This window comes from Streptomyces sp. UNOC14_S4, from assembly GCF_020740835.1.
GTDB lineage: Bacteria > Actinomycetota > Actinomycetes > Streptomycetales > Streptomycetaceae > Streptomyces.
Genome location: NZ_JAINFC010000081.1, coordinates 1 through 20,151, shown reverse-complemented (window position 1 = coordinate 20,151; position 20,151 = coordinate 1). Strand labels below are relative to the sequence as shown.

Genomic DNA, 20,151 nt, shown 5'->3' with positions numbered 1-20,151 from the left:
GGGCAGATCTGCCCCGGCGTCCTCGTCGTCCCGGCTGTGCGCGACGCGGCTCCTACTGGTGCCAGGAGCGCCACAGCGCCGCGTAGGCACCGTCCGCCGCCACCAATTCGTCGTGGCTGCCCAACTCGGTGATCCGGCCGTCCTCCGCGACCGCGATCACGTCCGCGTCGTGAGCGGTGTGCAGCCGGTGCGCGATGGCCACGACCGTGCGTCCCTCCAGGACACGCGCCAGTGAGCGTTCGAGATGCCGCGCCGCCCGCGGGTCCAGCAGCGAGGTCGCCTCGTCCAGCACCAAGGTGTGCGGGTCGGCGAGGACCAGCCGTGCCAGGGCGACCTGCTGGGCCTGCGCGGGGGTGAGGGAGAGCCCGCCGGAGCCGACCTCCGTGTCCAGTCCGTTCTCCAGGGCCCTGGCCCAGCCGTCGGCGTCCACGGCCGCGAGCGCCGACCAGAGCTCCGCGTCACCGGCGGTGGTGCGGGCGAGGAGGAGATTGTCGCGCAGCGTCCCCACGAAGACGTGGTGCTCCTGGTTGACCAGGGCCACGTGCTGCCGCACCCGCTCCGTGGACATCCTGGACAGCTCGACGCCGCCGAGAGTCACCGCGCCCGAGCGCGGCGCGTAGACGCCCGCCAGCAGCCGCCCCAGCGTGGACTTGCCCGCACCGGACGGCCCGACGAGGGCGACCCGGCTCCCGGGACTGACCTCGAGCGAGACGCCGTGCAGCACGTCACTGCCCGGCCGGTAGCCGAACCGGACCTCGTCCGCCCGGACGCTCCGGCCCCGAGGGCCCTCGCTCCCGTCCCCGCCGTCGGGCTCGATGTCCCGGACGCCCACCAGCCGGGCCAGTGACACTTGGGCGACCTGGAGCTCGTCGTACCAGCGCAGGATCAGCCCGACCGGTTCGGTGAGCATCTGGGCGAAGAGCGCCCCGGTCGTCAGTCGGCCGACCGAGATCCACCCCTGGAGGACGAAGACACCTCCGATGATCAGCACCGAGCCGAAGACCAGCAGATGGGTCACATTGACGACCGGGAAGAGCACCGAGCGCAGCCACAGCGTGTAGCGCTCCCACTGGGTCCACTCGGCGATCCGCCGGTCCGACAGGGCGACCCGGCGCCGTCCCAGCCGGTGCGCCTCGACAGTGCGCCCCGCGTCGACGGTCTCCGTCAGGGAGGCCGCCACCGCCGCGTACCCCGCGGCCTCGGACCGGTAGGCGCCCGGTGCCCGCCGGAAGTACCAGCGGCAGCCCGCCACCAGCACCGGGAGCGCGACGAGGATGCACAGGGCCAGGGGCGGGGCCGTCACCGTCAGCGCGCCCAGCAGCAGCCCGGCCCAGACGACGCCGATCGCCAGCTCCGGCACCGCCTCGCGCATGGCTTCCGCCAGCCGGTCGACGTCCGTGGTGATCCGGGACAGCAGATCGCCGGTTCCCGCCCGCTCCAGCACGCCCGGGGGCAGGGCCACCGACCGGACGAGGAAGTCCTCGCGCAGGTCCGCCAGCATCTCCTCGCCGAGCACCGCACCGCGCAGCCGCACCATGCGCACGAACACGGTCTGTGCCGCCAGCGCGACCGCGAACAGGGAGATCGTGCGCCCCAGATGGATGTCCCGCGTGCCCGACGACAGGTCCTCGACCAGACCGCCGAGCAGGTACGGGCCGACCATGGACGCCGCCACGGCCAGCGCGTTCGCCACCACCAGGAGGGCGAAGGCCTTCCGGTGCCGGCGGAACAAGCCGCGTACGTAGGCCCGTACGGTCGCCGGTGCGGCGACGGGCAGAGTGGTCGCCGACTCCGGCGCCGCCGGGTCGTGCTCGGGCGGCGCGATGCCGATCATGCCGACTCCTCCACGTGCTCGCTCCTCTTGAGCTCGGTGAGCTCCGTCTCCAGCTCCACGTCGGTCCCCGTGTCCGGTTCCCGCGTGACGACCGCGCGGTACAAGGCGTCCCGCAGCAGCTCACGATGCGTACCCACCGCTGCCACGCGGCCCTGCTGCACGAACGCCACACGGTCGGCCCGGTCGAGCAGCAGAGGGCTGGACGAGAACACGACTGTGGTGCGGCCCTGCCGCAGGTCTCGCAGCCCTTCCGCGATACGCGCCTCGGTGTGGGAGTCCACAGCCGAGGTGGGTTCGTCGAGCACCAGCACCTCCGGGTCGGTCACCAGCGACCGCGCCAGCGCCAGGCGCTGACGCTGCCCACCGGACAGCGAGCGGCCGCGTTCGGTGATCCGGGCGCGCATGGGGTTCCCCGACCCGTCGGCCGATGCCCGTGCAAGCGCGTCCAGGACGTCCCCGCACTGCGCCGCCGCCAGCGCCGCGTCGATGTCCACGGCTCCGGAGGACGGCACATCCAGCAACTCCGTGAGCGTTCCGGACAGCAGGACCGGATCCTTGTCCTGGACGAGCACCGCGGCGCGGGCCGCGCCGAGCGGAAGCGCGTCCAGTGCCGCACCGCCCAGCCGCGCCGAAGGCGTCCCCGAGCCACTGCCCGCCGCATGCCCGCCCAACCGGTCGGCCAGTTCCCCGGCGGCGTCCGGGTCACCGCAGACCACCGCGGTCAGCCGGCCGGCGGACGCGAGCAGACCGCTGGCGGGGTCGTACAGGTCACCGGACAACTGTGGGCCGGTACGGCTGGTACCGGTGGTCTCCACGGTCGGCCCCGAACGCGTCAGGGCCAGCACCCGGGCCGCACGGGCCGCCGACGGCCGTGAGAAGGAGTACGCCATGGCGATCTCCTCGAACTGGCGCAGAGGGAACAGCAGAAACGTGACCATGCTGTAGACGGTGACGAGTTCGCCGACCCCGATCCGGCCGTCCCGGACCAGGCCGACCCCGTACCAGACCACCGCGATCAGCAGGATCCCCGGCAGCAGCACCTGAACCGCGGCGATCAGGGCCCACATGCGGGCACTGTGCACAGCGGCTCGGCGGACCTCCTGCGACGCGCTGCGATAGCGGGTCAGGAAGAGCTCCTCGCCTCCGATGCCCCGCAGCACGCGCAGCCCCGCCACGGTGTCCGAGGCCAGCTCCGTGGCCCGCCCGGCCTTCTCCCGCTGCGCGTCGGCCCGCTTCGTCGCGGGCGGCAGCAACGGCAGCACGGCCAGCACCAGTACGGGCACGCCGAGCGCGATCACGATGCCCAGGGCCGGCTGGTAGACCACCAGGGCCACGGACACCACCGCCGTGGTGAACGCCGCCGAGCCGAAGCGCGACAGAGCCTCCACGAACCAGCCGATCTTCTCGACGTCCCCGGTCGACACCGCGGTCACCTCACCCGCCGCGACCTGCCGGGTCAGCGTGGCCCCCAACTCGGCCGTCTTCCGCGCCAGGAGCTGCTGCAACCGGGCCGCGGCGGTGATCCAGTTGGTGGTGGCCGCCCGGTGCAGCATCGTGTCGCCCACGGCGATGAGCACACCGAGCAGCGCCATCAGGCCACCGGCCAGCGCCAGCCGGCCCCCCGAGCGGTCCACGACCGCCTGGAGGGCGGCCCCCAGGGCGACCGGCAGCGACGCCACCGAGACCATGTGCACGACGCCCCACAGCAGGGCCTTGACCTGGCCTCCGAGCTGGTTCCGTCCCAGCCAGAGCATCAGACGCGGACCCGACCGCACGTCGGGGCGGCCGGGATCGGCGAACGGGAGATCCTGAATCTGCATGGCATCCCAGAGTCCGGGGCGGGTGATGAGGGAGCGGTGCAAGACTCGCGCCACCGGAGCGCCGCGTTCAACTGGTTTTTCCCGGGAACGTCACATCACGCCGAACGGAGATGTGCGTCGGATCGAACGCAAGTGAGGCATTGCGCCGGACTCGGGTGACGCACCGGACATGGGTGACGCACCGGACCGAGCGCGGATGGCGCATCAGGCCAAAGGAGCTCTGGCGCGGCGCGCTGCGGCGCGCTTCACTCCTGCCTCATGAGACGACTGCTTCTCACCCTGTGTGCCGCGGCCGTCGGCCTGCTGCTGGGCCTGAGCCCGGCCACCGCCGCGACGCCGCCGACCGAATTCGGCACCCAATGGCACGACCCGGTCACCGCCGGACCGCCGATAGCCACCCCGCACACCCCCTCCTGCCGCGTCACCGTCGCCGACACCGAATTCCGCGACTACACGCCCTACAGGGGCACGTACGCGCCTCCTCAAGGCTGTGGCGACCGATGGAACAAGGTGGTCCTGCGGATCGAAGGAGCCGTCGCCGGGCGGCAGTTCGACCGCCTGGGCTACCTGCACATCGGCGGCGTCGAGGTCCTGCGCACCTCCACCCCCGAACCCTCGCCCAAGGGCATCACCTGGAACGTGGAGAAGGACGTCACCCGCTACGCCGCCACGCTGCGCACCGAACAGCCCGTCGAGATGCTGATCGGCAACACCGTGGACAGCACGTACACCGGAGTCATCAAGGTCAAGGCGACCCTCACGTTCTACGCGGCCGAAGGACCGGTGAAGCCGGCGCCCGCCCCGGACAAGGTCCTCACCCTGGACGGGGCACGCAGCGTGGGCTCCACCTACGAGGGGCAGTTGACGACACCGCGCAACAGCGAACGGATCGTCGCGGAGGTCTACGCGACCGGATCGGGCGGCGGCTGCGAGGAGTTCTGGTACCTCACCGTGCCGGACTCGGCTCCGTACTCCTGCAAAGCGAAGGACGGGCCCTACCGGGAGGTCCAGATCTCGGTGGACGGCCGCATCGCGGGGATCGCCGCGCCTTTCCCGACCGTCTGGACCGGCGGTTGGTCCAACCCGTTCCTGTGGTACACGATCCCCGGCCCCCGCGCCTTCGACGTGCGACCGATCGAATACGACCTCACGCCGTTCGCGGGCCTGCTCGACGACGGCAGGCCGCATCGGATCGCGGTGTCGGTCACCGGCCTGCCCGAGGGGCAGTCCGGCTGGAGCACGCCCACCAACATCCTCGTCTGGCAGGACGCCAAGTCGCCCGTGGTGACGGGCGGCCTGCTGACCCACCGCGCCGGTGAGCCCCGCAACGTCACCACGTACGAGCCCGGTACCGAGCGCCGGCTGCGGGCCGACGGCGGACACTCCCTGACCGTCGCGGGCTACGTCGACACCTCGCACGGCCGGGTGACGACGACGGTCACCCGCCACGTCGCGAACACATCCACTCACCGGTGGAACGACGGGGAGACCACGGACGCGCTCCAGGCCCGCTGGAACGACGACGAGAGCGTCACTGTCGCGGGAAGGGGGCCGTCCGGCACCACTGCCACCCACCGGACGTACACCATGGACGGTGCGACGACCGTCTCGACCGGGGACCGGCTGCGAACCGTGATGACGATGGGCGACCGTTCGGACAGTGTCACCCTGCGCGACGGCAGGCGGTGGGGCTGGTCGAGCCTCGACGACACCTATACGGGGGACGCCGCGTACAACCAGAACGTGCCCCGCGACCAACGGCACGCCACGGGCGTCTCGCGCGAGCGGTATCGCCTGTACGGACCCGGTAGCTGCTACGACCGGACCCTGGGCACCGCGCAGGGAGAGCTGACGGAGGACAGCCGGCGCTGCTGACGGCGAAGGCCGATCCGGAGCCGGCCGGGACCTGGCCGGGCCTTGAGGGCCATCGGCCCTCAAGGCCCATCCCGCCGTCGGCCGCCGTCGGAGAGCTTCCCGGCCGGGCCGGTCCTGCCGGAGCGCGGCTCAGCAGGGCGGGTCCGGCGGAGTGCGCCTCAGCAGGGCGCCTCAGCAGGGGCGGTCCTGGCCGTTGAGGAGCTCGGTGAGCAGGCTGCCGAGCAGAGCCCGCTGCTCGGTGGAGAGCGGGGCGAGGATGTCCTCGACGGCGGCTCGCCGGGATTCCCGCAGAGTCCGGAGCGTGGCACGGCCGTGGTCCGTGAGCTCGATCCGGATGACCCGGCGGTTGGCCGGATCCTGCATCCGGCGCACCGAGCCGTTCTCCTCCAGGGCGTCGACGAGCGTGGTCACGGCCCGCGGTACGACCTCGAGCCGCTGGGCGAGGTCGGCCATGCGGGGCGGTTCCTCGTAGTGCGCGACGGTGCGCAGCAGCCGGGCCTGGGCGGGGGTGATGCCGACCGGGTCCAGATAGAGCTTCTGCACGCGGTTGATCCTGCGGGCGAGGCGCATCAGCTGCTCGGTGAGCTGCCCGGAGGCGTCGGGGGCGGTCATGATCATAGGTTACAGGACCCAGTGCATTGTGAGCGTAGGTAACAATGAGCTATGCTCGCTATGCGGCCCCCGGCTCCGTCGCCGATCAGGGCGGCGGCCTCGGCTGTGCAGCGCCTGCGCTTTCTCCGCACGCTCTTCCTCATCCGCACACGTTTGTCCGTACACGTTTCGCGATCAGAGAATCAGGAGCCCATGCATCACGACCGACCCGACTGGACACCCCCTCCCGCAGACCCGGAGCAGCCCGCGCAAGTGCGTCGTATCCTCCGGCTCTTCCGCCCCTACCGTGGCAGGCTCGCCCTCGTCGGCCTTCTCGTCGCCGCGTCTTCGCTCGTCTCCGTCGCGTCGCCGTTCCTGCTGCGCGAGATCCTTGACACGGCCATCCCGCAGGGCCGCACCGGCCTGCTGAGCCTGCTGGCACTCGGCATGATCGCGGCCGCCGTCGTGAACGGCGTCTTCGGCGTGCTGCAGACGCTCATTTCCACCACCGTCGGCCAGCGCGTCATGCACGACCTGCGCGCCGCTGTCTACGACCGGCTGCAACGCATGCCGCTCGCCTTCTTCACCCGGACCCGCACCGGCGAGGTGCAGTCGCGCATCGCCAATGACATCGGCGGCATGCAGGCCACCGTGACCTCGACCGCCACGTCGCTGGTGTCCAACCTCACCGGTGTGGTCGCGACCGTGGTGGCCATGCTGGCCCTGGACTGGCGGCTGACAGCGGTGTCGCTGCTCCTGCTCCCGGTGTTCGTATGGATCAGCCGCCGTGTCGGCCAGGAACGCAAGAAGATCACTTCCCAGCGCCAGAAGCAGATGGCGGCGATGGCGGCCATGGTCACCGAGTCCCTCTCGGTGAGCGGCATCCTCCTCGGCCGCACCATGGGGCGCTCCGATTCCCTCACCGAGGCGTTCACCAAGGAGTCCGAGCGCCTCGTGGGGCTGGAAGTCCGGTCCGACATGGCCGGTCGGTGGCGGATGTCCACCATCGGAGTTGTCATGGCGGCCATGCCCGCTCTCATCTATTGGGCGGCAGGCATCGCGCTGCACGTGGGCGGTCCTGGCGTCTCCCTCGGTACGCTCGTCGCCTTCGTCTCCCTCCAGCAGGCGCTCTTCCGGCCCGCGATCAGTCTGCTCGCCACGGGCGTCCAGATGCAGACCTCCGTCGCCCTCTTCCAGCGGATCTTCGAGTACCTCGATCTGCCGGTGGAGATCGCCGAGCCGGAGCGGCCGGTACGGCTGGAGCGCGTGCGCGGTGATGTCCGCTTCGAGAACGTCACCTTCGCCTACGGTGCCCAGGGCTCCGACGGACAACCGAGGGCGGTGCTCAGCGACGTCGATCTCACGGTCCCCGCCGGGGGCAGCCTGGCCGTCGTCGGTCCGACCGGATCGGGCAAGAGCACTCTGAGTTACCTGGTCCCCCGGCTGTACGACGTCGTCGGCGGGCGCGTGCTGATCGACGGAGTCGACGTCCGCGACCTCGACTTCGACACGCTGGCCCGTGCGGTCGGCGTGGTCTCCCAGGAGACCTACCTCTTCCACGCCTCCGTCGCCGACAACCTGAGGTTCGCCAAGCCCGACGCCACCGACGAGGAGATCATGGCGGCGGCCGAAGCCGCGCAGATCCACGACCACATCGCCTCTCTGCCCGACGGCTACGACACCCTCGTCGGAGAACGCGGCTATCGCTTCTCCGGAGGGGAGAAACAGCGGCTGGCCATTGCCAGGACCATCCTGCGCGACCCACCCGTCCTCATCCTGGACGAAGCGACGAGCGCCCTGGACACCCGCACGGAACACGCGGTCCAGCAGGCCATCGACGCGCTGTCCGAGGGGAGGACGACCATCACCATCGCGCACAGGCTCTCCACCATCCGCGACGCCGATCAGATCGTCGTCCTCGACCGGGGACGTGTCGCCGAGCGCGGTACACACCAGGAGCTCCTGGACGGTGACGGTCACTACGCCGCGCTCGTCCGGCGTGACGCCCATGTCGTGGCGAGCGTCTGATCCCATGGTGGCGGCTGATCTCATGCCGAGCGTCCGATCTCACGCCGGGTGTCCGAGGAGGGGAATCCCGGAACGGAGCGACGGGGGGCATGGCTGCGACGATGTTGCGGTTTCATGAAGCGATATCGGACGGGTGTGCGATGTGGCTGGTGGGGGGATTCAGGGGATCATGACGAAATCCAAGTCCCTGTCGGCCGACGGTAGCGAGACCGTCGGGCTCTCGAAGCCGAGAACGACGGAGGAGGCGCCCCGATCCTCCGTCCGTCAGCTCGCCGCGGCGTCCATCGGCAACGCCGCGGAGTGGTACGACTGGTACGCCTACTCGTTCCTCGCGACCTATGTCGCCGACCAGATCTTCCCCAAGGGCTCCGGGAACTCCCTGGTCCCCTTGCTCTCCACGTTTGCGGTATTCGCCGTCGGCTTCTTCATGCGCCCGGTTGGCGGACTCCTGATGGGCGCGGTCGCGGACCGGCGCGGCCGCAAGGCCGCGCTCACCACCACGATCCTGCTCATGGGCGGTGGCAGCCTGCTGGTGGCGCTCACTCCCACCTACGCCTCCGCGGGTGTCCTCGCCCCCGGGGTGCTCGTCGTCGCTCGCCTTGTCCAGGGGCTCTCGGTCGGCGGGGAATTCGCCGCTTCGACGACGTTCCTGATCGAGTCGGCGGGCCCCGGCCGGAGAGGGCTCTTCTCCAGCTTTCAATACGTCTCCACCACCATCGGACAGCTTCTCGCCTCCGGCAGCGCGGTTCTTCTGACCCGTCTGCTGACGGAAGGGCAGATGGACCTCTGGGGCTGGCGGATCCCGTTCCTGTTCGGCGCCGCCATGAGTCTGGTCGGTTTCTGGATCCGGCAGGGCGCGGACGAGACACATGAGGTGGCGCAGCGGAAGGCGGCGCGGCCCGCGCTGCTCGACGGCCTGCGTCGGCACCCCAGGGAGTCCCTGCTGATCTGCGGCATCACTGCCGGCGGCACGATCGCCTACTACACATGGACCACCTATCTGCCGACGTACGCCCAGGTGAACGCCGGATTCGGCAAGAGCGACGCATTGCTCGCCGGGACGATATCCCTGGCTTTCTTTGCGGTACTCCAGCCTTTGGGCGGTCTTCTGTCGGACCGCATCGGACGCAAGCCCCTGCTGATCGGCTTCGCCGTGGGGTTCGCAGCTCTCGCCGTGCCCCTGCTGCACGCGATCAGTGGTTCCTTCACCTCACTGCTGCTGGCGCAATGCGCCGGAATGGTGCCGCTCACGGGCTACACCTCCGTCGCCGCCGCGGTGAATGCCGAGGTGTTCCCGGCTCGCGTCAGGGCGGCAGGAATCGGGTTCCCGTACTCGTTGACCGTGGCCCTGTTCGGCGGCACGGCTCCCTACGTCGGAACGTGGTTCAAGCAGGCAGGCCACGCGGGAGGTTTTCCCTGGTATGTGGCCAGCCTCTGCCTGGTGTCCGCCTGTGTCTACGTGGCCCTTCCGGAGACCTCCGACAAACCGCTCGACCGCTGAGCCCCGCCAGGTCGCAGGCATCCCCGCCAGGTCACGCATCCCCGTCAGGGCCGTCCTCCGGGAATTCCGCACGGATCGCTGCCGTATGGGCGCCGAGCGCCGGAACCGCCCCCATCGCTGCCTCCCGTCCGGTCACCTCGACCGGTGGGAGCAGCCCGCGCAGCGGACCGACCGGCGTCTCGAAATCGCGCCACCGGTCGCGTGCCGCCAACTGTGGATGGTCCGCGAATTCGGCGACCGTGCGCAACCGCGCATGAGCGATCCCCGCGGCTTCCAGCAAGACGAGAACATCGTCGGCGGTGTGCAGCCGGAATTGATCCTCGATCACGGATGTCAATTCCTCGTCATGAGCCCTGCGCGAGGGGATGTCCGCGAAACGGCGGTCACGCGCCAGCCCGGGCTGCTCCAGCACCTTCTCGCACAAGGCGACCCACTCGCGGTCGTTCTGTACACTGAGAAACACCAGAGCCCCGTCACCGCAACGGTAATGCCCATAAGGGGAGATGGTCGGGTGCCGCGCCCCGCTCCGGGAGAGGGGCACCCCACCGTATGCCTCGGCGAAGTACGGTTGCCCCATCCACTCCGCGAGGGCATCGAAGAGCGATACGGACAGCTCCGAGCCCTCACCGGTGCGTTCACGCTCGTACAACGCGCTCAGAATGCCGGAGTAGGCGTACATGCCGCCCGCGATGTCGGCTATGGAAATCCCGGGCCTGGCGGGGGAGTCGGGAGTTCCGGTGATCGACACCAGCCCGGCCTCGCACTGCACCAACAGGTCGTACGCCTTCTTGTCACGGTACGGGCCCACGCTCCCGTAACCGGAGACGTCACAGGTGATCAGACGAGGGTGTCCGGCGCGCAACACCCCGCCGGCAAGACCGAGCCGTACGGCCGCGCCGGGCCCGAGATTCTGTATGAACACATCGGCGCGGGCGAGCATCCGGTCCAGCAGGGCGCGGTCCGGTGCCTCCCTGAGATCGAGGACCACGCTCTCCTTGCCCCGGTTGACCCAGACGAAGTACGCCGAGAGGCCGTTGGCCCGCTGGTCGTATTCGCGGGCGAAATCCCCGCGGCCCGGTCGCTCGATCTTGATCACTCGTGCGCCGAGGTCCGCCAGCTGACGCGTCGCGAACGGCGCGGCCACGGCTTGTTCCAGGGCGACGACGGTGATGCCCTGCAGAGGCAGTTTCACTGCAACTCCCCTCTTGATGGGATTGTATGACCGGCCCTGTGGACAAGCCGCTCCGCTCCGGCCGCTCCCTGCCTAGCCTCGCATCATGGACATCGACAAGGACCGCAGTGCCGGGGGAACTCTTGGTAGACGGCTACGGGGCGGTGGGCCGCAGCCGGTAGGAGTAGCCGTACTCGCGATCGGCACGCAGCAGATAAGGCTCCAGCGGAGCCGCTCCCCAGGAGTCGTTGCCGCCCACGCCCATCTGCCGGTGATTGATCCCCAGGAATGCCTCGCCGCGTGGCTCGAGCTGGTGCGGGTGCCGGGGCCCGTCGAGATCCCAGGGTGCCCAGCGCAGAGCGCTCATCTCCAGCAGGCCGGACTCGTCCCCCGGTTCGGCCAGGACGGAAAGCCCGACTCCGTCCCGCCCTGTGAGCGTGACGCTGCGGACTCCCGTCACATTGCCCGTCTGTTGAGGACGTGCGTACGGCATGGCAGGGAGGTCCAGAGAGGAGCTGTAGCGCCCGACGAAGGCCCCGGCACACCGGTCCCGATAGTTCTCCTGCGGCCCCCGCCCGTACCAACTGACGGCCCTGTAGTCGGCAGGTACGGTCAGCAAGGCCCCCACCAGAGGCAGATCCGGCAGACCCGCCCCGGGCTTCAGGGCATGACGGACGTGGACCTCGCCATCACCGCGCACCGTGAAGACGGTCGTCCAGTGGGAGACGGCGGGCTCGGTGGGCAGAGCCGTGGTGACCGTGAGGACGACTTCCTCCGGCGTCCCTTGTGCGACCTCGATCCCGGTGACGGTGCGTCCGGCCCCCGCGTCACGCCAAGTGCGCGACGAGAGGTGGGCCCCGCGTCCGATGTCGTTGTCAGTAGGAGCGCGCCAGAAATTGGGCACGGGGCCGGCCGTCAGCAGCGCTCGGCCACGGTGACGGTAGGTGCTGAGTGTGCCGGTGCTCCTGTCCAGAACGAGGTGGAACTGCTCGCCGCTGACCGTGATCTCCTGGGCGGTCCGCGCGACGGTGAGCGCCGGAAGCGGAGCTTCACGAGCGGCGGGGTGCACCGGAGTGCGCCAGGGGAGAGCGAACTGCTCGGCGGCGACCACGTGGCCCGCGTCCGCCCAGGGCGTGGCCTCGCGCAGGGCGAAGGCGATGTTCAGCCAGTACTCGGCGCCGGGCGTCGGCTGGTCCGGTGGCTTCAACGGCAGGTGCAGGAGTGCCGTCCCACCCGGCCCCGCGTCAGGCGCGGCAAGGTTGCCGTGCTGCACGTGCACCCCGTCACAGGTGACCTCCCACAGTACGTCGTACGCCTGGAGCCCGGTGAAGAGCTGACGGTTGTCGATCCGCAAGGCCCCGGCGGTGAGATCCTCGGCGGACACGCGGACTGTCTGGTAGACCTTCTTGACCTCACGCATGGCCGGTCGGGGGTTGCGGTCGGCGTCGACGAGTCCGTTGCAGCAGAAGTTGCCGTCCGAGAGCTGTCCGGGCCGCCAGTCACCGCCGTAGGACAGGTAGGTGCCGTCGCGGCCGTCGGGAAGGGGGCGGCGGAGCGCCTGATCGGCGAAGTCCCAGATGAATCCGCCATGGAGCCGTGGGTGGGCGTCGATGACGTCCCAGTACTCCTGGAGGTTCCCCGTGCTGTTGCCCATCGAGTGCGCGTACTCGCACAGTATGTACGGCTTGGGGTCGCGCGAAGTCCCGTGTGCCGCGACGGTTTCCGGCGGCGTGTACATCTCCGATTCGATGTCGGCGACCTCGTTCATGCCCTCGTAGTGGACAGGGCGGGACGGATCACGGTCGTGGACCCAGTCGGCCATCTCCTGGAAGATGCTGCCCCGTCCCGCCTCGTTGCCCAGGGACCAGACCACGACGCAAGGGTGGTTCTTGTCCCGCTCGACGAGGCTGCGGACCCGGTCCAGGCAGGCGGCGGCCCACTCGGGGCGGTCCGCAGGCAGGGTGTCCCGGATCTCGTGCGTCTCCAGATTGGCCTCGTCGATCACATAGAGGCCGAACTCGTCGCACAGATCGAGCCAGCGAGGGTCGTTGGGGTAGTGGGAGGTGCGCACCGCGTTGATGTTGTGCTGCTTCATGATGCGGATGTCCTGCACCATGCGGTGCAGGGGGACGGCCTGCCCGTGATCGGGATCGAATTCGTGCCGGTTGACCCCACGGAAGACGAGCGTCCTGCCGTTGATGGTGAGTTTCCCCCGGCCGCAGGAGATCGTGCGGAATCCGACACGGGTGCGCTGGACCTCGAGTGTGCTGCCGTCGGCATCGGTCAGCTCGATCGTGAGGTCGTAGAGGTGCGGAGCTTCCGCGGACCACAGGGAGGGGTGTGGCACATGGGTGGTGATCTCTGCCATCGCCTTCCCGGAGGCGTCGAACTGTGCCGTGGCCGATCCCGAGACGACGGGCGTGCCGCAGCTGTCGTGGAGGGTGACGTGGATCAGGTGGTCGGCGGCCCGGCGCGCCGGGCCGGTCCGCAGTACCGCCTGGACGACGAGGTCCGCGTCACGGAAGTCGGGATCGAGGTCGGTGTGGACGAACACGTCGTGCACATGGACCTCGGGCACGGACCAGAGCTGGACGTCACGGAAGATCCCGGACAGGTCGATCATGTCCTGGTCCTCCAGCCAGCTGCCGGTGGACCAGCGGTAGACCTCGACCGCGAGGGTGTTCTCCCGGGCGGTGTCCCCCGTGTGCAGATAGGGGGTGAGGTCGAACTCGGCCGGGGAGTAGCTGTCCTCGCTGTAGCCGACGAACTCGCCGTTGAGCCAGACGAAGAAGGCGGATTTGACGCCCTGGAAGCAGATCAGGGTGCGTCGCCCGGCCCATGCGTGGGGGACGGTGAAGGTGCGGCGGTAGGAGCCGACCGGATTGAAACCCGTGGGCGCGTGCGGAGGAGCGGGCTGCTCATGGCCGGTCCATGGATAGCGGACGTTGAAGTAGGTGGGCTCGGGATGCCCCTGTGTCTCCCAGTTGCCGGGAACGGTGATGTGGTCCCAGCCGGTGTCGTCGAAGTCCGGGGCGTGGAAGCCGACGGGCCGTTCGGCCGGATTCCTGGACCAGGCGAAGCGCCACTCGCCGCTGAGCGAGAGCTGACAGGGGGAGTCGGCGGGACGGGAGGACAGCGCGGACGGGAGGTCGGGGAAGGGGACGAGCCGGGCACGGGCGGGCTCCCGGTTCAGCTGGAACACCTCGGGAGAGGACCCGGTGACGACGGCGTCCCGGGGCTCCGGTTGTGGTGCGCGCATGCGTCAGCTCCGAACGTCGAGAGGAGGCACGTCGAGGGAAGCCGTGGAGGCGGAGCGTGGATCGCCTGCCACGAGGATCACTTCCAGGGTGCGCGGGCCGTGTACTCCCTCCACCCGCTCCAGCTCGATGTCGCTGGTCGCGGACGGGCCCGAGATCCAGGTCGACGGACGGGCGGGCTCCAGGCGGGCGAGGGCCTGTGGAACGGAGCCGACGACCTGGTCCGCGGTGCGGACCACGCACAGGTGATGGTCGGGTACGAGCGTGATGCCGCGGCGCCCCTGGTCCGGGCCGCCGTCGAGGACGACGGTGCCGGTCTCGGCGATCGCGAGCGCGCAGCCCGTGACGACGCTGTCCATGGTGTCCAGTTCGTGTGGTGTCAGTGCGGCGGACGCGGAGTCGGCCACGGCCTCCACCGGCGCGTCGGCGAGCCAGTGCCGCGGCAGCCCGGGCGGCACGACCACACGGCGGGCGCCCCGCTCGCTCAGCAGCCGGGACAGCAACGCGGGCAGCCCGGCCGCCTCCGTACGGTGGACCCGGGCCCGATAGTCCGTCAGGTTCCGGGCGAGGAGGTCGACGGACGCGGCGTGCGACCGCTGTCCATGCGTGGGCAGATAGTCGCGGGGCACGGGGACGTCGTCCGGGCGTTCTGCGCGGGGCACGTCGGCCAGGGCACGCCGTACGCGCGCGAGGATCTGTTCCCGTGCTCCGCGGGTGCTCATGCCGTGCCTCCTCGGGTGCGGGCCCACCAGTCGCGGAAGGGCTCGGCCGGTACGATCGGCAGCTCACGGGTGTCGGTCCAGGCGCGGCCCGGGCCCGGCAGTCGCCTCGGGTGGAGCCGACGGGTGCGCGACAGGAGCCGCTGGCCGCGGCGCAGCACGCCCGGGTGGTCCAACGTCCAGCCGGTCGCACGCATCACCGCGCGCTCGGCCGTGTGCTTCCTGGCCGGTTTGATGACGGTCCGCGTGCCGCGGAGGGTGGCCGGGCCGCCTTCTGCGACCCGTTCCCTCAGGTGCACGAGGACTTCCGGGATGTCGATGGCGACCGGGCACACCTCGAAGCAGGCGCCGCACAGCGAGGACGCGTACGGCAGGGACTCCTCCAGCGGTGATGCGACGCCGCGCAGCTGCGGAGTGAGGATCGCGCCGATGGGTCCCGGGTACGGCGATCCGTACGCATGGCCGCCGGCCCGCTCGTACACGGGGCAGACGTTGAGACAGGCCGAACAACGGATGCAGCGCAGCGCCTGGCGGCCCACCTGGTCGGCGAGGGTGTCCGTACGGCCGTTGTCGAGCAGCACCAGGTGGAAGGAGCGCGGTCCGTCGTCGGAGGTGCCCGTCCACATGGACGTGTACGGGTTCATCCGCTCGGCCGTCGAGGAGCGGGGCAGCAGTTGGAGGAAGACCTCGAGGTCCTGCCAGGTCGGCACGGTCTTCTCGATGCCGACGACCGAGATCAGCGTCTCCGGGAGAGTGAGGCACATCCTGCCGTTGCCTTCGGACTCGACCACGACGAGGGTGCCGGACTCGGCGACCATGAAGTTCGCGCCCGAGACGGCGACCTTGGCGCGCAGGAATTTCTCCCGCAGGTGCAGACGTGCCGCTTCGGCGAGGTCCGCGGGGCGGTCGCTGAGCCCTTCCGGGGCCGGGCGTCCCCAGTGCGCCATGTGCTCGCGGAAGATGTCGCGGATCTCGCCGCGGTTGCGGTGGATCGCGGGGACCAGGATGTGGGAGGGGAGGTCACCGCCGAGCTGGACGATCAGCTCGGCCAGGTCGGTCTCGTAGGCGTGGATGCCCGCCCGGGCGAGCGCCTCGTTGAGTCCAATCTCCTGGGTGGCCATGGACTTGACCTTCACCACCTCGGTCTCGCCCGTGGCCCGGACGAGGTCGGTGACGATGCGGTTCGCCTCGGCGGCGTCGGCCGCCCAATGGACCGTCCCGCCCGCGCGGGTGACGGACTCCTCCAGTTGCAGGAGGTAGTGGTCGAGGTGGCGCAGGGTGCGGTCCTTGATGGCCGCTCCGGCCCGGCGGAGCCGGTCCCAGCCGTCGAGTTCGGCGACGGCCTGGGCGCGCTTGGCACGGATGGTGTGGGTCGCGTGGCGAAGGTTGGCGCGCAGTCGGCCGTCCTGTGTCGACAGGGCGGCGGCCTGGGGAAAGGAGGGCATGCCGAGGTAGGTGCCGCCGGGGGAGCGGGTCCGGCGTCCGCCGGGAGGGGGCGCCGTGGCGTCGGCCGTGGCCTTGGGCATCGGCTGCCGGTCGTGACTGCCGGTCACCGGGCACCGCCTTCCGTGGCGGCGAGTATCTCCGCGATGTGGACGGGCCGTACGGGAGACCCTTCACGGGAGAGGATGCCGCCGATGTGCATCAGACAGGAGTTGTCGACCGTGCAGACGCGATGGGCGCCCGTCGCGGTGATGGCGCGTGCCTTGTCCTGGCCCATGACGCTCGACACGGCGGGGTTCTTGACCGCGAAGGTGCCGCCGAAGCCACAGCACTCCTCGGCTCCTGCCAGTTCCCGCAGTTCGAGTCCTTTGACCTGTTCCAGCAGTCTGCGGGGGCGGTCGCCGAGGCCCAGGGCGCGAAGGCCGTGGCACGTGGGGTGGTAGGTGACGGTGTGCGGGAAGTACGCGCCGACGTCGGTCACGCCGAGGACGTCGACGAGGAACTCGGTCAGCTCATAGGTCTTCGCCGCCGCGCTGGAAGCCGCTTCGGCGAGGGGACCGGCCCGGCCTTCGGCGGCGGCCTTCGCCGCGATCCGCGGGTAGCTCTCGCGCACCATGGCGACACAGGAGCCGGACGGGGTGACGACGTGGTCGTAGTCGCGGAACGCGCGGGCGTAGCGGAGCACGAGGGGCTCGGTCCCGTGGCGGTATCCCGTGTTGAACAGGGGCTGTCCGCAGCAGCTCTGGTCCATGGGGAAACCGACCCGCACGCCGAGGCGTTCCAGCAGGGTGACGACCGCCTGTCCTGTGCGTGGATAGAGCGTGTCATTGACGCAGGTGACGAACAGGCCCACGCGCATGGCACCCTCCTGGACGTCCGGCCGCCTGCCGCGGACTGCCCGGACCCATCGGTCCTGTCGGCCCGCGCCAGGTTGATCACCTGGCGCCTCATACTGCCCCAGCGACCGGTCGCTGTGAAGGACCGGATTCCGTTCCGTCACCGCACTCCCGCCGCGCCACGCTGCCCTGTCCCCCTCAGGCCATCCGATTGAATGGGGAACATGGCTGACAACACCTTCACTACCCGCATCATCGACATCACGACCGGTTCCACGCAGACCGTGTACGACCTGACGGAGGAGTGCGCCGCGTTCCTCCGGGACGTCGCGGCAGGGCGCGACGGTCTGCTGAATGTCTTCACTCCCCATGCGACGGCCGGACTCGCCGTCATCGAGACGGGCGCGGGCAGTGACCATGACCTTCTGGCAGCGCTCGGCGACCTGCTCCCGGCCGACGACCGCTGGCGGCACCGCCACGGCACCCCGGGGCACGGCAGGGACCACGTCCTCCCCGCGCTGGTTCCGCCGCACGCCACGCTGCCCGTGGTCGGAGGCGAGCTGGAGCTGGGGACCTGGCAGTCGGTCGTGCTGGTCGACACGAATGTGGACAATCCCGAGCGGAAGGTCCGCTTGTCCTTCCTCGGCTGAACAGCCGAACAGTCGAACGACTGAACAATGGCCCTACCAGGTATCCCTGGTAGGGCATCGACGCGAGCCCGGGGGCTCGTCCGTGTCGTCTGGGCGGGCGCGGCTCAGTCCTGCTGGGCCGACGCCGGGAGCCGACGGAGCTTGACGTCGCTCTTGGTCCGGTAGGCCCAGTCCAGCATCTTCACAGCGTCCGGGTACCGGTTCGCGGCGTCATTGAGGATGACCCCCACCACGGTCCGCCCGTCACGCTTCGCGGCGAACACGAGACACGGGCCGGCCACGGTGCCGGTACCCGTCTTGATGCCGATCGCGCCCTTGTAGGAGCCGAGCAGCTTGTTGGTGTTGTCCCAGTAGTAGGTGCGATGGACGTTCGCGGCCTTCTGCTGGGTGTTGGCCGTCCTGACGACCGTGGCGAACGTGTTGTTCTCGAGCGCGTGCCGTGCGAGCTCCGCCGAGTCACGGGGTGTCGTGTAGTTGGCGCCCGCATGGGATATGCCGTCGAAGGAGTCGTACCTGGTGTTCTTCATGCCCAGGTCCGACGCCCTCTTGTTCATCTTGCCGATGAACGAGGCCGTGCGTTGCGCCTCGGTGCTGCCGTTCCCGAAGGCGTCGGCGAGCGCGTACGCCGCGTCGCACCCCGAGGGCAGCAGCAGGCCGTACAGCAACTGCCGTACGGTCACCTTGTCGCCCGTGCGCAGATCGGCGGTGCTCGCGCCGTTCCGCGCCACGTAGTCACGGTAGGACTGCTTGACGGTGACCTGCTTGTCGAGGTCGACCCCAGGTGTGTCCAGGACCACCGTCGCGGTCATGACCTTGGTGGTGCTGGCCATCTGCCGTCTGGTGTCGGCGTCCTTGCTCCACAGCCGGCGGTTGCTGCCGCTGTCGAGCAGGAACGCGCCCTTGGCGCCGGTGACCTCGGGGCCGCTCGCGGCCTCCGCGGTCGACGCCGGGAGTGTGACGGCCACCGCCGCGGCCGACGCGACCAGTGCTGCGCCGTAGCGGCGCGCCGGTCTTGCTCCGCATCGCCCCATCTATGCCTCTGTTTCTCGCGTGTTGAGTAGAGCGAGCAGATAATCGCACCTCGATTCCACGCGGGGTGAGGCCGGGGCTCAATCGAGACGAAGTCGCGTCACTGGCGCCCGGAGTCGCCTCAGGGGCGCTGCGCGGCCGCCCGGCCCACAGCGTCCACCAGGGGCACCATCCGGTACGGGACTCGCTCCCGGAGCACCATCTCCGTGCGCGTGCGCACCACCCCTGGGAGCTGGACCAGCAACTGGATCACGTCCTCCAGATGCGCGGCGTCCCTGGCGGCGACCCGGGCCATCAGATCGCCGCCGCCGGTGATCGAGAAGGCCTCCAGGATCTCCGGTACCTCCGCCAGTGCCTCGGCCACCGGATCCAGGTACCCCTGCGTGACCTCGATGTGGACGAAGGCCAGCACCGGGTGCCCCAGCGCGGCGGGGGAGAGCCGTGGCCCGGTGCCGGTGATCACTCCGTCGCGCTCCAGCCGGTCGAGCCGTGCCTGGAGCGTGCCCCGCGCGATGCCCAGCACGCGCGCGTACTCCCGCACGCTCGTCCGCGGCTGCTCCAGCAGCAGCCGCAGGATCTTCGCATCCAGTGTGTCCACGGCCATGGGCCAACGGCCTCCCTCTGGTCGATATTTCCGGTCGGTAACTGTACCAATGGCCCAGAATTTCTGGATGCTGTTGAGCCATTGAGCTCCGGATGTTTTCCTTTTGAATATCGATGGCGTTGCTGGGCTGCGCTGGGCGGCAAGGAAGCCGCTGCCGGATCCCCCGCAGCGCCTTTGTCATGCCGGAAACCATTCCGTGTGCGTACGCGTGCGCACACGCGCGTACTCCTGCGGGGAGAAAAAGGGGGCGGTAGCTCTGAAGAGGATGTTCGTGGCACCGGATCCGGGCGGGCTCAGGCTGCGCGCCGCGACCCGTGCCGTGATCGGCATCGGCGGCGCGGTCGCCGTGGTGGAGCTCGCGGGCCTGCCGCTGCCCGCCGCCATCACCGGTGGGCTGGCGGCGCTGCTCGCGCTGTTCACCGTCGCCGACCCGACCCCGCGGCGCCAGGCGGTCACCACGGCCCTGCTGCCGGTCGTCGGCTTCCCCGTGCTGGCGCTGGCGGCCTCCCTGCACGGCCACCCGCTGCTGCGCGACGCGGCCTTCCTCGCGGTGGTCTTCTGCGGCGTCTACGCCCGGCGCTGGGGCGCCCGCGGCAACGCGCTGGGGATCTTCGGCTTCATGATGTTCTTCGCCACGCAGTTCCTGCACGCCGTGCCCGCCCAGCTGCCCCAGCTGTACGCGGCGGAGGCCATGGCGCTCACGTTCGCCGGCCTCGTCCGCTTCGGGCTCTGGTGCTTCGAGCGCCGCACCCCGCCGCCCGCCGGACCCGCCCCCTTGCCCACGCGCTGTCTC

The 20,151-nt window shown here is 70.1% G+C and carries 14 protein-coding genes and 1 pseudogene; 5 read left to right on the top strand and 10 right to left on the bottom strand.

All coding sequences use genetic code 11. From position 1 onward, the window contains the following. Positions 1-52: 52 nt before the first annotated feature. Together K6I34_RS10525 and K6I34_RS10520 are read right to left on the bottom strand one after the other, a co-directional pair. Positions 53-1,834 (bottom strand): ABC transporter ATP-binding protein, encoded by a 1,782-nt coding sequence (locus K6I34_RS10525; RefSeq protein ID WP_229324580.1) that lies wholly within the window; start codon positions 1,832-1,834, stop codon positions 53-55. Then, positions 1,831-3,654 (bottom strand): ABC transporter ATP-binding protein, encoded by a 1,824-nt coding sequence (locus tag K6I34_RS10520; protein WP_229324578.1) that lies wholly within the window; start codon positions 3,652-3,654, stop codon positions 1,831-1,833. The genes K6I34_RS10525 and K6I34_RS10520 overlap by 4 nt, the downstream gene beginning before the upstream one ends. A 258-nt stretch (positions 3,655-3,912) precedes the next feature. Between K6I34_RS10520 and K6I34_RS10515 the strand changes: the two genes are divergently transcribed. Next, complete coding sequence (locus K6I34_RS10515) at positions 3,913-5,529, top strand: peptide-N4-asparagine amidase (protein ID WP_229324576.1); 1,617 nt, start codon at positions 3,913-3,915, stop codon at positions 5,527-5,529. Between the two features lie 171 nt (positions 5,530-5,700). Here K6I34_RS10515 and K6I34_RS10510 read toward each other — a convergent pair whose 3' ends face one another. Continuing rightward, positions 5,701-6,141 (bottom strand): MarR family winged helix-turn-helix transcriptional regulator, encoded by a 441-nt coding sequence (locus K6I34_RS10510; RefSeq protein WP_229324574.1) that lies wholly within the window; start codon positions 6,139-6,141, stop codon positions 5,701-5,703. Positions 6,142-6,333: 192 nt separating this feature from the next. Between K6I34_RS10510 and K6I34_RS10505 the strand changes: the two genes are divergently transcribed. Together K6I34_RS10505 and K6I34_RS10500 are read left to right on the top strand one after the other, a co-directional pair. Then, on the top strand, positions 6,334-8,148 hold the full coding sequence (locus K6I34_RS10505) for an ABC transporter ATP-binding protein (protein WP_229324572.1): 1,815 nt from the start codon (positions 6,334-6,336) through the stop codon (positions 8,146-8,148). Positions 8,149-8,317: 169 nt separating this feature from the next. Then, positions 8,318-9,649 carry an MFS transporter gene (locus K6I34_RS10500; protein ID WP_229324570.1) on the top strand — a complete coding sequence of 444 codons (1,332 nt, stop codon included), beginning with the start codon at positions 8,318-8,320 and terminating at the stop codon, positions 9,647-9,649. A 31-nt stretch (positions 9,650-9,680) separates the two neighbouring features. On the opposite strand, the gene K6I34_RS10495 is transcribed toward K6I34_RS10500, so the two are convergent. The 5 genes from K6I34_RS10495 to K6I34_RS10475 form a co-directional block, all read right to left on the bottom strand. Then, positions 9,681-10,841, bottom strand: a complete 1,161-nt coding sequence (locus K6I34_RS10495; protein WP_229324568.1) for a CaiB/BaiF CoA-transferase family protein — start codon at positions 10,839-10,841, stop codon at positions 9,681-9,683. A gap of 133 nt (positions 10,842-10,974) precedes the next feature. Continuing rightward, positions 10,975-14,079: a glycoside hydrolase family 2 TIM barrel-domain containing protein gene (locus tag K6I34_RS10490; RefSeq protein ID WP_229324567.1), complete on the bottom strand. Its 3,105-nt coding sequence runs from the start codon at positions 14,077-14,079 to the stop codon at positions 10,975-10,977. 3 nt (positions 14,080-14,082) lie between these two features. Continuing rightward, positions 14,083-14,799 (bottom strand): lactate utilization protein C, encoded by a 717-nt coding sequence (locus K6I34_RS10485; RefSeq protein ID WP_229324565.1) that lies wholly within the window; start codon positions 14,797-14,799, stop codon positions 14,083-14,085. Next, positions 14,796-16,241, bottom strand: coding sequence for a lactate utilization protein B (locus K6I34_RS10480; protein WP_229324582.1), 1,446 nt, complete (start codon positions 16,239-16,241; stop codon positions 14,796-14,798). Before K6I34_RS10480 ends, K6I34_RS10485 begins: the two co-directional genes overlap by 4 nt. A gap of 104 nt (positions 16,242-16,345) precedes the next feature. Further along, complete coding sequence (locus K6I34_RS10475; RefSeq protein WP_229324563.1) at positions 16,346-17,098, bottom strand: (Fe-S)-binding protein; 753 nt, start codon at positions 17,096-17,098, stop codon at positions 16,346-16,348. A 201-nt stretch (positions 17,099-17,299) separates the two neighbouring features. On the opposite strand from K6I34_RS10475, the gene K6I34_RS10470 reads away from it, so the two are divergent. Further along, positions 17,300-17,725, top strand: coding sequence for a YjbQ family protein (locus K6I34_RS10470; protein WP_229324561.1), 426 nt, complete (start codon positions 17,300-17,302; stop codon positions 17,723-17,725). A 104-nt stretch (positions 17,726-17,829) separates the two neighbouring features. Here K6I34_RS10470 and K6I34_RS10465 read toward each other — a convergent pair whose 3' ends face one another. Both K6I34_RS10465 and K6I34_RS10460 read right to left on the bottom strand, forming a co-directional pair. Further along, complete coding sequence (locus K6I34_RS10465; RefSeq protein WP_229324559.1) at positions 17,830-18,756, bottom strand: D-alanyl-D-alanine carboxypeptidase family protein; 927 nt, start codon at positions 18,754-18,756, stop codon at positions 17,830-17,832. 119 nt (positions 18,757-18,875) lie between these two features. Continuing rightward, a complete protein-coding gene (locus tag K6I34_RS10460; RefSeq protein ID WP_229324557.1) occupies positions 18,876-19,358 on the bottom strand; it encodes an Lrp/AsnC family transcriptional regulator in 483 nt (160 codons plus the stop codon). Between the two features lie 265 nt (positions 19,359-19,623). Between K6I34_RS10460 and K6I34_RS10455 the strand changes: the two are divergent. Continuing rightward, positions 19,624-20,151: pseudogene (locus K6I34_RS10455) on the top strand (FUSC family protein); the annotation flags it as partial.

What these genes read in the sequence shown, in the direction of transcription:
- K6I34_RS10525 (WP_229324580.1), bottom strand. Translation starts at nt 1,834, where the DNA reads ATGATCGGCATCGCGCCGCCCGAGCACGACCCGGCGGCGCCGGAGTCG.
- K6I34_RS10480 (WP_229324582.1), bottom strand. Translation starts at nt 16,241, where the DNA reads ATGCCCTCCTTTCCCCAGGCCGCCGCCCTGTCGACACAGGACGGCCGA.
- K6I34_RS10515 (WP_229324576.1), top strand. Translation starts at nt 3,913, where the DNA reads ATGAGACGACTGCTTCTCACCCTGTGTGCCGCGGCCGTCGGCCTGCTG.
- K6I34_RS10485 (WP_229324565.1), bottom strand. Translation starts at nt 14,799, where the DNA reads ATGAGCACCCGCGGAGCACGGGAACAGATCCTCGCGCGCGTACGGCGT.
- K6I34_RS10520 (WP_229324578.1), bottom strand. Translation starts at nt 3,654, where the DNA reads ATGCAGATTCAGGATCTCCCGTTCGCCGATCCCGGCCGCCCCGACGTG.
- K6I34_RS10465 (WP_229324559.1), bottom strand. Translation starts at nt 18,756, where the DNA reads ATGGGGCGATGCGGAGCAAGACCGGCGCGCCGCTACGGCGCAGCACTG.
- K6I34_RS10505 (WP_229324572.1), top strand. Translation starts at nt 6,334, where the DNA reads ATGCATCACGACCGACCCGACTGGACACCCCCTCCCGCAGACCCGGAG.
- K6I34_RS10460 (WP_229324557.1), bottom strand. Translation starts at nt 19,358, where the DNA reads ATGGCCGTGGACACACTGGATGCGAAGATCCTGCGGCTGCTGCTGGAG.
- K6I34_RS10470 (WP_229324561.1), top strand. Translation starts at nt 17,300, where the DNA reads ATGGCTGACAACACCTTCACTACCCGCATCATCGACATCACGACCGGT.
- K6I34_RS10475 (WP_229324563.1), bottom strand. Translation starts at nt 17,098, where the DNA reads ATGCGCGTGGGCCTGTTCGTCACCTGCGTCAATGACACGCTCTATCCA.
- K6I34_RS10500 (WP_229324570.1), top strand. Translation starts at nt 8,318, where the DNA reads ATGACGAAATCCAAGTCCCTGTCGGCCGACGGTAGCGAGACCGTCGGG.
- K6I34_RS10490 (WP_229324567.1), bottom strand. Translation starts at nt 14,079, where the DNA reads ATGCGCGCACCACAACCGGAGCCCCGGGACGCCGTCGTCACCGGGTCC.
- K6I34_RS10510 (WP_229324574.1), bottom strand. Translation starts at nt 6,141, where the DNA reads ATGACCGCCCCCGACGCCTCCGGGCAGCTCACCGAGCAGCTGATGCGC.